Genomic DNA, 13,585 nt, shown 5'->3' with positions numbered 1-13,585 from the left:
GCAACCATGCAATACATGCCGCCCGACTTCGTGCTCGACGTGTTCGCCGCCAACGGTGGTGTTGCCACGACACGACAGCTCCTTGCGGTCCTGTCTCCCAAGGCCTTAGAGGTCGCTGTCCGGGCTGGTACGTACATCCGGGTGCGCCGTGGTGTGTACGCGCTCCAGTCGCCCGATGTGGCCACGAAACTCGCCGCAGTAGACCTGGCTTGCGGCACGCGGGTGGTCGCTTGCATGCAGACCGCTGCAGAGATGTATGGCTTCTGCACCGAAACCCCTGACCGGCTGCACATTCTCGATCCGGCGATTCGGATGAGGCCGTCGCCGGATCTCATGGTGCATCAACGAGTTGGTGCTCCGTTGAAGATGGTTCAAGGTCGGTTGGCGACGGCTCCGGCGTGGACAGCCGTCGAAGTCGCTCGGACCCTGCGCCGGCCGCGTGCCTTGGCGGTGCTCGACGCCGCTGTGCGTAGCGGCACCTGCAGTGCAATGGAAATCGACGCAGCGATACGGGAGCAGAAGGGCCGGCGCGGGATCGTCAAGGTCCGCGAGCTGCTGCCGCACGCGGACGGCCGTGCCGAGTCGCCGATGGAGAGCGAGGCACGGCTGGTGTTCATCGACGGTGGTTTGCCGCTGCCTGAGCTGCAGTTCGAGATCGTCGACCTCCACGGAAAGCTGTGGCGCGTCGATTTCGCCTGGCCCGGGTCGAACGTGGTTGCCGAGTATGACAGCTTGCAGTGGCATGCGAATCCTGACGGCTGGAAACACGACCGGATCAAGGCCGCGAGACTTCAGGAATGTGGGTGGACCACCGTGACGATAGTTGTCGATGATGTTCGGAAGCATCCATCCGAACTGGTCAGCAGGATATTCACGTATCTGGAACGTCCGTCACTTGCCGGATGAGCAGACGTGTACACCCCCGATTTGGGCCGAAAATGGGGGTGCACGCGTCTGCTCGGCGGAAAAAACTTTCTAGACTTGGCGGCGTGCTCATCGGCTCGCATGTAGACAACACCGACCCATTGGCCGCGGCCGCCGCAGATGGCGCCGACGTGGTGCAGTTCTTCCTCGGCAACCCGCAGAGCTGGAAGAAACCCAAGCCCCGCGAGGATGCCGAGGTACTGAAGGCGTCGACGGTGCCGCTGTACGTGCACGCGCCGTACCTGATCAATGTGGCGTCGGCCAACAACCGGGTGAGGATTCCGTCCCGCAAGATCCTGCAGGACACCTGCGACGCGGCCGCCGAGATCGGTGCCACCGCGGTGATCGTGCACGGCGGCCATGCCGACGACAATGACATGGACGCCGGGTTCGAGCGGTGGGTCAAGGCCCTGGATGCGCTGAACACCGATGTGCCGGTGTACCTGGAGAACACCGCGGGCGGCGATCACGCCATGGCACGGCATTTCGACACCATCGCCCGGTTGTGGGATCACATCGGGGACAAGGGAATTGGTTTCTGCCTCGACACGTGCCACGCCTGGGCGGCGGGGGAGGCGTTGATCGACGCGGTGGATCGGATCAAGACGATCACCGGGCGTATCGACCTGGTGCACTGCAATGATTCCCGCGACGCGGCAGGTTCGGGCGCCGACCGCCACGCGAATTTCGGTGCCGGGCAGATCGATCCGCAGTTGCTGGCGGCGGTCGTCAAGGCGGCCGATGCGCCGGTGATCTGCGAGACCGCGGAAGCGGGACGCAAGGACGACATCGCGTTCCTGCGAGAGCACGCCGGCTGAACACGTTCGGCGGCTGAACCGCTTTCAACGGCATCGTGACGTGAAGGTGAACTAACGTCACCTCTGTGACCGCGGTTGATGACTCGGTAACCGAAGAAGCCCCAGCGCAATGGGGCCTCGATACGCGTGCTCGTCGACTGCGCATCCTGCGGTACGGCGCGATCCTCGTGTGGGCCGCGGTGGTCGTCTACCGCACCGTCACCGACGGCTTCGCGTTCAACCGGGAATTGTTGCTGCTCTACATCGCGACCGGCCTGCTGGCCGCGAGCATCGGGCAGGGCCGACGGATGCTCTACGTGATCCGCGACTGGCTGCCGTTCGCCGTGGTGCTGGCCGCTTATGACCTGAGCCGCGGAGCGGCCACCCTGGTCGGCCGGCCCACCTTGTGGCACTGGCAGGTCGACGCGGATCGCTGGTTGTTCTTCGGCACGGTGCCCACGGTGTGGTTGCAGGAACGGCTGAAACAGCTGCACCCGCCGTGGTGGGAGGTGGTGATCAGCACCGTGTACATGTCGTTTTTCATCCTTCCCTACGTGGTCGCGGGTGTGCTGTGGCTGCGTGACCGGGAGGAGTGGAAGCGGTTCGTGCGCTTGTTCGTCGGACTGTCGTTCGCGGCGCTGGCCATCTATGCGCTGCTGCCCGCCGCCCCGCCGTGGGCCGCGGCGAGGTGCAGTGCCGGTGACGTCGACGGAGGCCCGGCCGGGCCCGGGTGCATGTTCCGGTCGGCGCGCGAAGCCGTCGACGGAGGACTTCTCGGGGCGATGCAGAGCAGTCGGGACGGTGCCCACGACTGGATCGAAAGGATCGTCACCCGCGGTTGGGGCAAGCTCAATCTGCATACCGCCACGGCGCTGATCGATCAGGGCCAGGCCAGCGTGAACCTGGTCGCGGCGATCCCGTCCCTGCATGCGGGGCTCACCGCTGCGGTCGCGGCCTTCTTGTGGAACCGGGTGAACCGCGGGTGGCGGCCGCTGTTGGTGGCGTATCCGCTCATCATGGCGTTCACGTTGGTGTACACGGCTGAGCACTATGTGGTCGACATCCTGCTCGGCTGGATCCTGGCGGGCGTGGTGCTGTTCGTGCTCAGTCGCTACGAGGCGCGGCGGTCGACGGGGCCGCGGGAGGGCGACGAAGTAGACGAGACGCCGGTCGCCACCGCGGAGCTCGACCCGGCCTGACGCCCGCTCATTACAAGTATTGTGCGGTTGTCGGAAATTTGTAACACTGGGTGCATGGCTGTTGATCCATCGCTCCTCGCGTCCGCGGGCACGCACGTCGTCACCAATCAGGTCCCCACCCTCGAGGACTACAACCCCGCCACCTCGCCGGTGCTGGCCGAGGCTCTCATCCGCGAAGGCGGGCAGTGGGGCGTCGACGAGGTCCACGAGCTCGGCGCGATCAACGGCAGCGCCCAGGCGCAGCGCTGGGGTGAGCTGGCCGACCGGAACCGGCCGGTCCTGCACACCCACGATCGCTACGGCTACCGGATCGACGAGGTCGAATACGACCCGGCCTATCACGAGCTGATGAATGTGGCCGTCACCCACGGCCTGCACGGTGCCCCCTGGGCCGACGACCGTGAGGGCTCCCACGTGGTGCGTGCCGCCAAGATGTCGGTGTGGACCGTCGAACCCGGGCACGTCTGCCCGATCTCGATGACCTACGCCGTCGTACCCGCCCTGCGGTTCAATCCCGAACTGGCCGCGATCTACGAGCCGCTGCTGACCAGTCGGGTATACGACCCCGAACTGAAACTGGCGACCACGAAAGCCGGCATCACGGCGGGCATGTCGATGACCGAGAAGCAGGGCGGCTCCGACGTCCGCGCCGGCACCACCGAAGCCACGCCCAACGGCGACGGCACCTACTCGCTGCGCGGGCACAAGTGGTTCACGTCGGCGCCGATGGGCGACATCTTCCTGGTGCTCGCGCAGGCCCCGGGCGGTCTCAGCTGTTTCTTCCTGCCCCGGATCCTGCCCGATGGCAGCCGCAACCGGATGTTCCTGCAGCGGCTCAAGGACAAGCTCGGCAACCACGCCAACGCCTCGAGCGAAGTCGAGTACGACGGCGCCACCGCCTGGCTGGTGGGCGAGGAGGGCCGAGGCGTGCCGACCATCATCGAGATGGTCAACCTCACGCGCCTGGACTGCACGCTGGGCAGCGCCACGAGCATGCGCAGCGGCCTGACCCGCGCCGTGCACCATGCCCAGCACCGAAAGGCGTTCGGCGCCTACCTGATCGATCAGCCGCTGATGCGCAACGTGCTGGCCGACCTGGCGGTGGAGGCCGAGGCGGCAACCATGCTGGCGATGCGGATGGCCGGGGCCACCGACAAGGCGGTCCGCGGTGACGACCGCGAGGCGCTGCTGCGCCGGATCGGCCTGGCGGCCGGCAAGTACTGGGTCTGCAAGCGGGCCACCCCGCACGCCGCCGAGGCGATGGAATGCCTTGGCGGCAACGGCTACGTCGAGGATTCGGGTATGCCCCGGCTGTACCGCGAGGCTCCACTGATGGGGATCTGGGAAGGTTCCGGCAACGTCAGCGCATTGGATACCCTGCGCGCCATGGCAACCCGGCCGGAGAGCATCGAGGTGTTGTTCGACGAACTATCCCGGACCGCCGGGCAGGACCCCCGGTTGGACCGCCATGTCACCACGCTGCAGAACGACCTGCAGGACCTGGAGACCATCACCTACCGCGGTCGCAAGGTCGCCGAGGACATCTCGCTGGCCCTGCAGGGCGCGCTGCTGGTGCGTCACGGTCACCCGGCGGTGGCCGAGGCCTTCCTGGCCAGCAGGCTCGGCGGGCAGTGGGGGCAGGCCTTCGGCACCCTGCCGACCGGGCTGGACCTGGCGCCGATCCTCGAGCGTGCGCTGGTCAAGGGATGACGGTCGATACGCTCAAGACGATGACCTACGAGGTCACCGATCGAATCGCGCGAATCACGTTCAACCGCCCGGAAAAAGGCAACTCGATCGTCGCGGACACCCCGCTGGAGCTGCAGGCCCTGGTCGAGCGCGCGGACCTGGATCCGAACGTGCACGTGATCCTGGTGTCCGGACGCGGTGAGGGTTTCTGCGCCGGATTCGACCTGTCCGCCTACGCCGACGGCACCGGCGACGCCGGGGGAGGCCGTTACGACGGGACGGTGCTGTCCGGGAAAACCCAGGCGGTCAACCATCTTCCGGATCAACCGTGGGACCCGATGGTCGACTACCAGATGATGAGCCGCTTCGTCCGCGGCTTCTCCAGCCTGATGCACGCCGACAAGCCGACCGTGGTCAAGATCCACGGCTACTGCGTGGCCGGCGGCACCGATATCGCATTGCACGCCGACCAGGTGATCGCCGCCTCCGACGCCAAGATCGGCTACCCGCCGATGCGGGTATGGGGCGTTCCCGCCGCCGGCCTGTGGGCGCACCGGCTCGGGGATCAACGCGCCAAACGCCTTCTGTTCACCGGGGATTGCATCACCGGCGCGCAGGCCGCCGAATGGGGTCTGGCCGTCGAGGCGCCCGAGCCGGACGACCTCGATGAGCGCACCGAGCGGCTCGTCGCACGCATCGCCGCGATGCCCGTCAACCAGCTCATCATGGCCAAACTGGCCTGCAACTCCGCACTGCTGCAGCAGGGGGTCGCAACCAGCCGGATGGTCAGCACGGTGTTCGACGGCATCGCCCGGCACACGCCCGAAGGTCACGCCTTCGTCGCCGATGCGGTCGAACACGGCTTCCGCGAAGCGGTGCGCCACCGCGACGAGCCGATGGGTGACTACGGACGCAGGTCCTCCGGGGTCTGAGATGCCGGTGCTCAAACGGATGACGGCACGTTCGGTCGTGCTGAGCGTGCTGCTGGGTGCACATCCGGCCTGGGCGAGTGCGGCCGAACTGGTCCGGCTGACAGCCGATTTCGACATCAAAGAGCCGACTCTGCGGGTGGCCTTGACCCGCATGGTCAGCGCCGGTGACCTGGTCCGTTCCGAGGACGGCTACCGGTTGTCGGACCGGCTGCTGACCCGCCAGCGACGCCAGGACGACGCGATCGATCCGCGGCTTCGCGAGTACGACGGGCAGTGGCTGACCCTCGTCATCACCAGTGTCGGTACCGATGCCCGCACCCGGGCGTCCCTGCGGAACACGCTGCAGCAGTACCGCTTCGGCGAACTGCGCGAGGGGGTGTGGATGCGGCCGGACAACCTCGACCAGGTGTTGCCGGAGGAGATCACCGGCCGAGTGCGGCTGCTGCGCACCCGGGACGACGATCCGGCCGGTCTGGCCACCGCGCTGTGGGATCTGCCCGGCTGGCGGCACACGGGCGAGCAGCTGCTGGCGGAGATGGCCGCCGCGACGGACGTTCCGGGCCGATTCGTCGCGGCCGCAGGCATCGTGCGTCACCTGCTGGCAGACCCGGTACTGCCCGACGAGCTGCTGCCCGGGAACTGGCCAGGGCCCCAACTACGCAAGGCATACAACGACTTTGCCACCGAGCTCGTCGAGCGGCGAGATCGCGATGAACTCATGGAGGCGACATGACCGAAGCTGTGCGGGTGGAGCGCAACGGACCGGTGACCACGGTCATCATCGACCGGCCGCACGCGCGCAACGCCGTCGACGGTCCCACCGCCGCGGCGCTGTTCGCGGCCTTCGAGCAGTTCGACGCCGATGACGACGCCGCCGTCGCGGTGCTGACCGGGGCCGGTGGAACATTCTGTGCCGGAGCCGATCTCAAGGCCTTCGGCACACCGGAGATGAACCGGCTCGATGCTGCCGGGCCCGGTCCCATGGGGCCGAGCCGGATGGTGTTGTCCAAGCCGGTGATCGCCGCGATCAGCGGGCATGCGGTGGCCGGTGGATTGGAGCTGGCGCTGTGGTGTGACCTGCGCGTGGTCGACGAGGACGCCGTGATGGGGGTGTTCTGCCGCCGGTGGGGAGTGCCGTTGATCGACGGCGGCACCGTGCGGCTGCCCCGGCTGATCGGGCAGAGCCGCGCCATGGACCTGATCCTGACCGGCCGTGCCGTGGACGCCGCCGAAGCTCACGCGATCGGCCTGGCCAACCGGGTGGTGCCCACAGGTCGGGCCCGCGAACATGCCGAGGAACTGGCCGCCGAACTGTCCCGGCTGCCCCAGCAGTGCCTACGGGCCGACCGGCTTTCGGCGTTGCATCAGTGGGGCGAATCCGAGGAGGCGGCAATGGAATTCGAGTTCGCCAGCATCTCCCGGGTGGCGGAGGAGGCTGCCCACGGTGCCGGCCGGTTCGCCGGGGGCGCCGGTCGCCACGGCGCGAGCGCGTAGGTTTCGCAGACCGGAGCCAAGGCGCTCGGTGGGATGTCTCCTGCCGAGCGCCTTGCGCGCGTTGCGCGGGCCGGGGGCTACCCGCTGTGCTCGCCACGGACACGTTGCTTGGTGCCGCTGCTGCGGGGTTTCGCCGCGTGCTTGGCCGTGTTGCGGTGCGCCTTCGCGGTGCTCTTCGCTGCGCCGACGACCCGTTTGGCCGCTGCACTCGATGCATTGGTATCACGGCTGGCCTTGGCCGACGTGTATCCCGGCTCAGCACCGTCGTTTTCGGTTGGGGTGTCTTCCGTTTGGGTGTCGGTCACCGTGCGTTCTGGTGCGATGGACAGTGCGACGGTCTTGACCGCCGCGGCGGTGGAGTCCGCGATGCGGTCGACGCCCCGGGTGAGGTCGGCAACCGGTCGGCTCACGACTGCGGTTGCCGCGGGTGCCTTGCGCTGAACCAATGTCGAGTCGGTGTGTGTGTCGGTCGTGACATCGGTTTGCGCAGTCGATTCGTCCAGCGCGCTGGTCGCCGGTGCCGGCTCCGTGCTGGGCTTTTGCCAGCCGATGGCCGTCGCGATCGCCTGCGGCACGGTGACCAGCACGCTTTCGAGAGCGCCCCTGTTGAGCACGGCTGCCGATGCGCTGAGCAGACCGGATGTCCCTGCCGCGATACCGTTGTAGTACCCGTTCAGAATCGCGCCGGTGAGGACGGCTGGAGTATTGATGAGCGAGGTGAGCGCCGCACCCGGATCGCCGGCATCGACGGCGTCGAGAACTCTTTGGGCGCTGTCTCCGAGCACGTTGATCACACCCTCGACCGGATTCAGCGCTCCCAGGCCCAGGGGCATCAATAGATCTGGCACCGCGGAGAGGGCGTTCACGATGTTCCGGCCCATCCCCAAGGGGATCTGGATGGTGTTGATCAGCGGGTTGGCAAAGGCAAAGAGGCGGAACACCACATTGCTGAGAACGCTCGCCGCGCCGGCGACATTGCCCGACGAGAGGTAGTCGAGGGCCATTCCGGCAAAGTACTTCAGCCTGTAGTCCTCATCCGATGTGAAGAACTGAATGTAGCTGTTGGCGGCGGCTTGAACCGAGTCGGCGAGAAGCTGCCCGTACCCCAACTGGTTGGCGATGACCTGCTGAAAGATCGGAAATGGATTGGCGGCCATTTCTCCGCCGATTTGTGCCGCATTATCCGACGCGGCCTCGAATACGTTCAGCCACGCCGTGATCGGGTCGGTGGCGAAGGGATCTTCGAGGTCGTCGGCGAGGGCGGTGAGTTCCACAGACGCGGTCATGGCATGAGGCGTCGCAACCGCTGCGTCCGGCAGCGGGGGAGTGACCGGGCTGATCGGACTCACCGCGATTGCGCCGGCGCCCGCCAGCGCGATGCCGGCGGTGAGCGTCGACCGAATAGCTGAGTACATCAAGTGGCTCTCTCTTCTGTGCGTGATCTGGACCGCGTCAGAAGTTAGCCGAGGAAAGATCGAGTCAAGCTGTTAGGCAAAATGTCTGGCATTCCGTTGCCCCGCCGGCAATCGATGGTCTGAGTGAACACGCACGTCCAAGACGGGGTTGCCTTGTTGGGCAAAGGAAATCGGGCCAGCATTTACTTCACTGCCAAAATTGTTCGGGCGGCGCTGAAACAGGTTGTATCACATTGCTTCTCGGCCATACACGGCTTTTGGCCGACTGTGATGAGCTCGGATGCCGACGGCATTGGGACGGCAGTAGATAGCTGAGCGGAATTTCTCGCCGAATTGTCGACTTATCGCGCACGTTGATGCGCGCCCATGGAAGCCGCTGTGGGCCTTGGGGTTATCGGGTGGCTATACGCTGTCGAACCACCGGCGTACCGATGGCAGGTCGTCGTTGATCCGCCGGCAACTGTCTCCGAGTGCCGTCATACGTTGACGCGAGAGTCGATCCAGATACAGCTCGCGAACCGTTCGTGCATAGGTGTGCATCGCGCGGTGCACGCAAGCCCGGCCGTCGCGGGTGATGCTGGCCAGCACGGATCTCCGGTCGTTCGTGTTGGTCGTGCGCCCCACGAGCTTGCGGGTCTGCAACCGCTGGATCCGTGCGGTCACGCGGCTGGGCGTCAAGGTCAGACGGTTGGCGAGGTCGCTCATCCGGGCCGACCCGCCGTCGGACTTGGCGAGCGCATCGAGCAGAAGCAGGTCGACCAGCGTGAGGTCGTGCTCGTCGAGCAGGCGTTGATAGAGGATCTCGCCGAGCTGCGTCGAGGATTCGAGAAAGAACTGCCAGCAGGCCTGTTCTGCGTCGTCCAGGCCAGGCAAACAGCTACCGGGTCGGCTCGTGCCTGTCTGGTCCACGGTGCGCGACTCTAACAGCAGGTGGCGGGCATCCGTGGGAAAATGAATTCATAGATCGGCGGCCTGTCGACGCGCGAAAACAGGCGCCTCAGCACACATCAACTCATGAATCTGGCATCGGGATCGAGTGGGCGGGGCCTCCGCAGCGCCAAAAGCATTCAAAACTGCGTCAGGTCAGCCATCCAGTTCCGCCAGGCCTGACGCCGATCAGCCCTTGTTGACCTTGTTGTTACTGCCGGTGTTGGTGACCTTGGGGTCGCCCGCGGCGTAGCTGACGGTGTTGTTGAGCCCGATGATCGTCAGTCCCTTGTCGATCCGCTCGAAGGTGATCTTGTTGTCGGATCCGCCGATGTTCACATTGGCGCAGGTGCCCTTGACCGTGAGCGTGTTGTTGGTGCCACCGACGGTGAGCGACTTGCCGTCGGCGCAATCGATGTCGGTCGTGGTGCCGACCGACATGTAGTTGATGGTGTTGCCGACCTCGACGTTGACTCCGGACTCTCCCGCGGTGGCGCTGGGCGTGCTGGTGTCCGAGCTTTCGGAACCGCAGGCCGCCAGGGTGAACGCCGCTGCGGCGGCGCCGATCCCGAGGATCAACTTGGCGTGGGGGAAACGGGTGAGCACGGTGTGTCTCTGCTTTCTGCCTCGGATTTGATCAGGCGGGGACGCGGCTGATCTGGTTCGTCATCCCCAGTTCACGGCCGCGGTCGACCATGATCGGATCGCCGTTCTTGAAGAACACGGTCTGGTCGTAGCCGTACACGGTGACGTCGTTGATGACGTTGTCGGCGACGACGACGTTGGACGACCCCTGCACGGTCACGGCCCAGCAGGTGCCCAGTGCGGTGACTCGGATACCGGTTCCGTTGACGAACAGTGTGGCGTTGTTGCAGTCCAAGGTTTGTTCGATGCCCTGGCCGGTGATGTGGGTGTCACCGTTCTTGGCTGCCGCGCCGGGAGTGCCGACGGTGAGCGCCAGCGGCAACGCGAGGGTGCCGGCTGCCAGCCCGGCAAGCATCCTGCGGCCCACAGCTGTCCAATTCACGGTGAGTTCCCCTTCCGATCCGCTGTGAGCAGAGTACGTGGCGCACTTCTCGCGGCGGCAAGTGTTGACCAGTTTGACCGGCGTTCGCCGACGGGTCGCGTGCGGTCTCGGTGCTGGGTACCGTGTTCAGCAATGCGTCGGTGTGTTGTTCAGGCTGCTGCCGTGGCAGTCACAGCCGTAGTGACCGTCGCGGGGTGTTCGCACACCATCGACGGAGCTGCCCAGCGCGCGTCGGCCGACACCGCAGACCCTGATCGCAGTTTCGGATACGTCGATGATCGCTGCGGGCTGCTCGTCGACAGCACGATCCAGGAGATCCTGGCCGCCGACAACGTGGTGCGCCCGTACAGCGGCGCGGTCTGCCAATACGTGTTGTCGCGGAAGGCCCAACTCGGCCCCGAGCCGAATGCGAGCTCACCCGCGATGCTCGACGTGATCTTCTCCTGGTTCGAGCAGGGCTCGCTGGACCGTGAGCGCGCGGTGGCCCGAAGCCGGGATGCGCAGATCACCGATGTCGTCGTCGAGCGGCACCAGGCGTTCGTGGCGCGTCGCGATGTGACGGGCGCGGCCTGCTCGGCAACCGCGGCGGCCGGGTCGGGCGTGATCAGTTGGTGGGTTCAGTTCCGTAGCGCGGGCAGCGCCATGCAGGCCGGCAAGGGCGATCCGTGCCAGGACGCCAAGAAGTTGTTGTCGGCCACCCTGCAGTCGGAACTCTGACCGTGGCGCACCGCTACCTCGCAGTGAGGTGCCTGGTCGGCATCGTCGTCGGAGTCGCGCTGACCGCGTGCGGACCGACGGAACCACCGAAGCCGTCCGAACCGGCGGCGTCCGGCGACGGTTTTCACGGCGCGGACTGCAACGGCATCACCGATACCGACATCGCCGACGCCGTCGGCTCGTCGATGTTCACCAAGGCCGTGGTCAGCGATGCCGGGTGTTTCTGGCAGGAGAACTCGGTGCTGGGCACCTTCGGTGCCGGTATGGGCATCTCCACCTGGTGGTACCGGGGGAGCGACATGGACACCGAGCGGACCCTTGAAACCCGGGCCGGACGCACCCTCACCGAGCTGTCGATCGACGGCAACCAAGGCTTCCGCGCGTCGGATGCGAATGTCTGCAGTATCTATGTGGCCAAGGGCCAGGATGTGATCACGTGGTCGATTCAGACGATGAACCCGGCCACCCTGCCTGACCTGTGCCAGGTCACCGAGAAACTCGCCCGGCTCAGTCAGGGCCGGGTGAACTGATCTGCGCTGTCTGAGGGGCTACAGTTTCACGGCGACCCAAACGGCGGCGTCAATCACATCGACTCGAAGGCAGTGCGTACATGTCAGCTCGGCCAGAGGCACAGGCGGCTGGAACTCGACGTTCCCCGTCGCGGCCGTCGCGGACCACGAAGCTCAGCCGTGATGCGATCGTCAACGCGGCGCTGACCTTCCTGGACCGTGAGGGCTGGGATGCCCTGACCATCAATGCACTGGCCGGCCAGCTCGGCACCAAGGGCCCGTCGCTGTACAACCACGTGGACAGCCTCGACGACCTGCGACGCACGGTTCGGATGCGTGTGATCGACGACATCATCGAGATGCTCAACACCGTGGGCGCGGGCCGCACCCGTGACGATGCGGTGGCGGTCATGGCCAGTGCCTACCGCAGCTACGCCCATCACCATCCCGGTCGCTACTCGGCATTCACCCGGATGCCCTTCGGTGGGGACGACCCGGAGTACTCGGCCGCCACCAAGGCCGCGGCCGGGCCGGTGATCGAGGTGCTCACCTCGTACGGGTTGGAAGGTGAGGATGCCTTCTATGCCGCACTGCAGTTCTGGTCGGCCCTGCACGGCTTCGTCCTGTTGGAAATGACGGGCGTTATGGACGATATCGACACCGATGCGGTATTCACCGATATGCTGCGACGACTGGCCGCAGGTATGGGGCAGTCAGAGTCGTAGCGTCTGACCTGGGATTAGGTCGTCGTTAGCGGGTTTGGTTCGTCGCGGCCAGCCCTGGTATTGTGGTAGATCGTGCCTGGCCGGAAGGCGCACGCCGCTGAGTGTTTCGCTAGCGTGCCCGCACGCCGGGCGAATTTGCATGTCTAACACGCATCGGAATTCCACCGGTGTAAGCACGTGCGACACGCCCGGACGCGGGGTACGCGACCGGGGGATAACTGCAGTACAGAGACTTAGAACAGCAAGAAGCAACACAGAGAAAGCCGGTACATGCCAACCATCAACCAGCTGGTCCGCAAGGGTCGCCGCGACAAGGTCGCCAAGGTCAAGACGGCGGCTCTCAAGGGCAGCCCGCAGCGCCGCGGTGTGTGCACGCGTGTGTACACCACCACCCCGAAGAAGCCGAACTCGGCGCTTCGCAAGGTCGCGCGCGTCAAGCTGACCAGTGGGGTTGAGGTCACCGCCTACATCCCCGGTGAGGGTCACAACCTGCAGGAGCACTCCATGGTGCTGGTGCGCGGCGGTCGTGTGAAGGACCTCCCCGGTGTCCGTTACAAGATCATCCGCGGGTCGCTCGACACCCAGGGTGTCAAGAACCGCAAGCAGGCCCGTAGCCGCTACGGCGCCAAGAAGGAGAAGAGCTGATGCCGCGCAAGGGTCCCGCGCCGAAGCGTCCGTTGGTCAACGATCCGGTCTACGGGTCGCAGCTGGTCACCCAGCTGGTCAACAAGGTGCTGCTGGACGGCAAGAAGTCACTGGCTGAGCGCATCGTCTACGGTGCGCTGGAGCAGGCTCGCGACAAGACCGGCACCGATCCGGTCGTCACCCTCAAGCGCGCGCTCGACAACGTCAAGCCCGCCCTCGAGGTGCGCAGCCGCCGCGTCGGTGGTGCCACCTACCAGGTGCCGGTCGAGGTCCGCCCCGATCGCTCCACCACCCTGGCCCTGCGTTGGCTGGTCAGCTTCTCCAAGGCCCGTCGTGAGAAGACCATGATCGAGCGCCTCGCCAACGAGATCCTCGATGCGAGCAACGGCCTTGGCGCCGCTGTGAAGCGTCGTGAGGACACTCACAAGATGGCCGAAGCGAACCGGGCTTTCGCGCACTACCGCTGGTGATACCCGCGCCCGGCATCCAGCGTCGGGTGCCGGTACGCGCGCAATCGAACACCTAATCAAGCAAGCGAAAGAGTTGGGAAGACTTCCGTGGCACAGGACGTGCTGACAGACCTGA

The 13,585-nt window shown here is 65.9% G+C and carries 16 protein-coding genes; 12 read left to right on the top strand and 4 right to left on the bottom strand.

The window, feature by feature from the left end:
* Positions 1–15 precede the first annotated feature (15 nt).
* From G6N57_RS31155 to G6N57_RS31125, 7 genes are all read left to right on the top strand, one after another.
* A complete protein-coding gene (locus G6N57_RS31155; RefSeq protein ID WP_097925748.1) occupies positions 16–906 on the top strand; it encodes a type IV toxin-antitoxin system AbiEi family antitoxin domain-containing protein in 891 nt (296 codons plus the stop codon).
* A gap of 83 nt (positions 907–989) precedes the next feature.
* Positions 990–1,742, top strand: coding sequence for a deoxyribonuclease IV (locus tag G6N57_RS31150; RefSeq protein ID WP_036441389.1), 753 nt, complete (start codon positions 990–992; stop codon positions 1,740–1,742).
* Positions 1,743–1,807: 65 nt separating this feature from the next.
* Positions 1,808–2,920, top strand: coding sequence for a phosphatase PAP2 family protein (locus G6N57_RS31145; RefSeq protein WP_077742250.1), 1,113 nt, complete (start codon positions 1,808–1,810; stop codon positions 2,918–2,920).
* 54 nt (positions 2,921–2,974) lie between these two features.
* The gene (locus G6N57_RS31140) at positions 2,975–4,630 is read left to right on the top strand and encodes an acyl-CoA dehydrogenase family protein (protein ID WP_077742248.1); all 1,656 of its coding nucleotides are present in this window, start codon (positions 2,975–2,977) and stop codon (positions 4,628–4,630) included.
* A complete protein-coding gene (locus G6N57_RS31135) occupies positions 4,627–5,541 on the top strand; it encodes a crotonase/enoyl-CoA hydratase family protein (protein ID WP_077742247.1) in 915 nt (304 codons plus the stop codon). The genes G6N57_RS31140 and G6N57_RS31135 overlap by 4 nt, the downstream gene beginning before the upstream one ends.
* A gap of 19 nt (positions 5,542–5,560) precedes the next feature.
* Positions 5,561–6,274 carry a PaaX family transcriptional regulator C-terminal domain-containing protein gene (locus tag G6N57_RS31130; RefSeq protein ID WP_077742640.1) on the top strand — a complete coding sequence of 238 codons (714 nt, stop codon included), beginning with the start codon at positions 5,561–5,563 and terminating at the stop codon, positions 6,272–6,274.
* Positions 6,271–7,035 (top strand): crotonase/enoyl-CoA hydratase family protein, encoded by a 765-nt coding sequence (locus G6N57_RS31125; RefSeq protein ID WP_077742246.1) that lies wholly within the window; start codon positions 6,271–6,273, stop codon positions 7,033–7,035. Before G6N57_RS31130 ends, G6N57_RS31125 begins: the two co-directional genes overlap by 4 nt.
* Before the next feature lie 77 nt (positions 7,036–7,112).
* Here G6N57_RS31125 and G6N57_RS31120 read toward each other — a convergent pair whose 3' ends face one another.
* The 4 genes from G6N57_RS31120 to G6N57_RS31105 all read right to left on the bottom strand — a co-directional run bounded on the left by G6N57_RS31120 (position 7,113) and on the right by G6N57_RS31105 (position 10,377).
* Complete coding sequence (locus G6N57_RS31120; protein WP_133118284.1) at positions 7,113–8,321, bottom strand: hypothetical protein; 1,209 nt, start codon at positions 8,319–8,321, stop codon at positions 7,113–7,115.
* A gap of 531 nt (positions 8,322–8,852) precedes the next feature.
* Positions 8,853–9,323: a MarR family winged helix-turn-helix transcriptional regulator gene (locus G6N57_RS31115; protein ID WP_036441369.1), complete on the bottom strand. Its 471-nt coding sequence runs from the start codon at positions 9,321–9,323 to the stop codon at positions 8,853–8,855.
* Between the two features lie 243 nt (positions 9,324–9,566).
* Positions 9,567–9,983 carry a DUF3060 domain-containing protein gene (locus G6N57_RS31110; protein ID WP_077742243.1) on the bottom strand — a complete coding sequence of 139 codons (417 nt, stop codon included), beginning with the start codon at positions 9,981–9,983 and terminating at the stop codon, positions 9,567–9,569.
* A gap of 31 nt (positions 9,984–10,014) precedes the next feature.
* Positions 10,015–10,377, bottom strand: coding sequence for a DUF3060 domain-containing protein (locus tag G6N57_RS31105; RefSeq protein ID WP_077742242.1), 363 nt, complete (start codon positions 10,375–10,377; stop codon positions 10,015–10,017).
* A 159-nt stretch (positions 10,378–10,536) separates the two neighbouring features.
* On the opposite strand from G6N57_RS31105, the gene G6N57_RS31100 reads away from it, so the two are divergent.
* The 5 genes from G6N57_RS31100 (at position 10,537) to rpsG (ending at position 13,470) form a co-directional block, all read left to right on the top strand.
* Complete coding sequence (locus tag G6N57_RS31100) at positions 10,537–11,121, top strand: DUF3558 domain-containing protein (protein WP_077742241.1); 585 nt, start codon at positions 10,537–10,539, stop codon at positions 11,119–11,121.
* On the top strand, positions 11,118–11,651 hold the full coding sequence (locus tag G6N57_RS31095; protein ID WP_407666002.1) for a DUF3558 domain-containing protein: 534 nt from the start codon (positions 11,118–11,120) through the stop codon (positions 11,649–11,651). The genes G6N57_RS31100 and G6N57_RS31095 overlap by 4 nt, the downstream gene beginning before the upstream one ends.
* Before the next feature lie 80 nt (positions 11,652–11,731).
* Positions 11,732–12,355, top strand: a complete 624-nt coding sequence (locus tag G6N57_RS31090) for a TetR/AcrR family transcriptional regulator (RefSeq protein ID WP_077742240.1) — start codon at positions 11,732–11,734, stop codon at positions 12,353–12,355.
* A 270-nt stretch (positions 12,356–12,625) separates the two neighbouring features.
* Positions 12,626–13,000, top strand: coding sequence for a 30S ribosomal protein S12 (gene rpsL, locus G6N57_RS31085; RefSeq protein ID WP_003881867.1), 375 nt, complete (start codon positions 12,626–12,628; stop codon positions 12,998–13,000).
* The gene (gene rpsG / locus G6N57_RS31080) at positions 13,000–13,470 is read left to right on the top strand and encodes a 30S ribosomal protein S7 (RefSeq protein ID WP_003881868.1); all 471 of its coding nucleotides are present in this window, start codon (positions 13,000–13,002) and stop codon (positions 13,468–13,470) included. Before rpsL ends, rpsG begins: the two co-directional genes overlap by 1 nt.
* Positions 13,471–13,585 lie beyond the last annotated feature (115 nt).

The organism is Mycolicibacterium boenickei, assembly GCF_010731295.1.
Taxonomy (GTDB): domain Bacteria; phylum Actinomycetota; class Actinomycetes; order Mycobacteriales; family Mycobacteriaceae; genus Mycobacterium; species Mycobacterium boenickei.
Note: the sequence above shows the minus strand (reverse complement) of the source record. Positions and strands in the feature narration are given on the sequence as shown.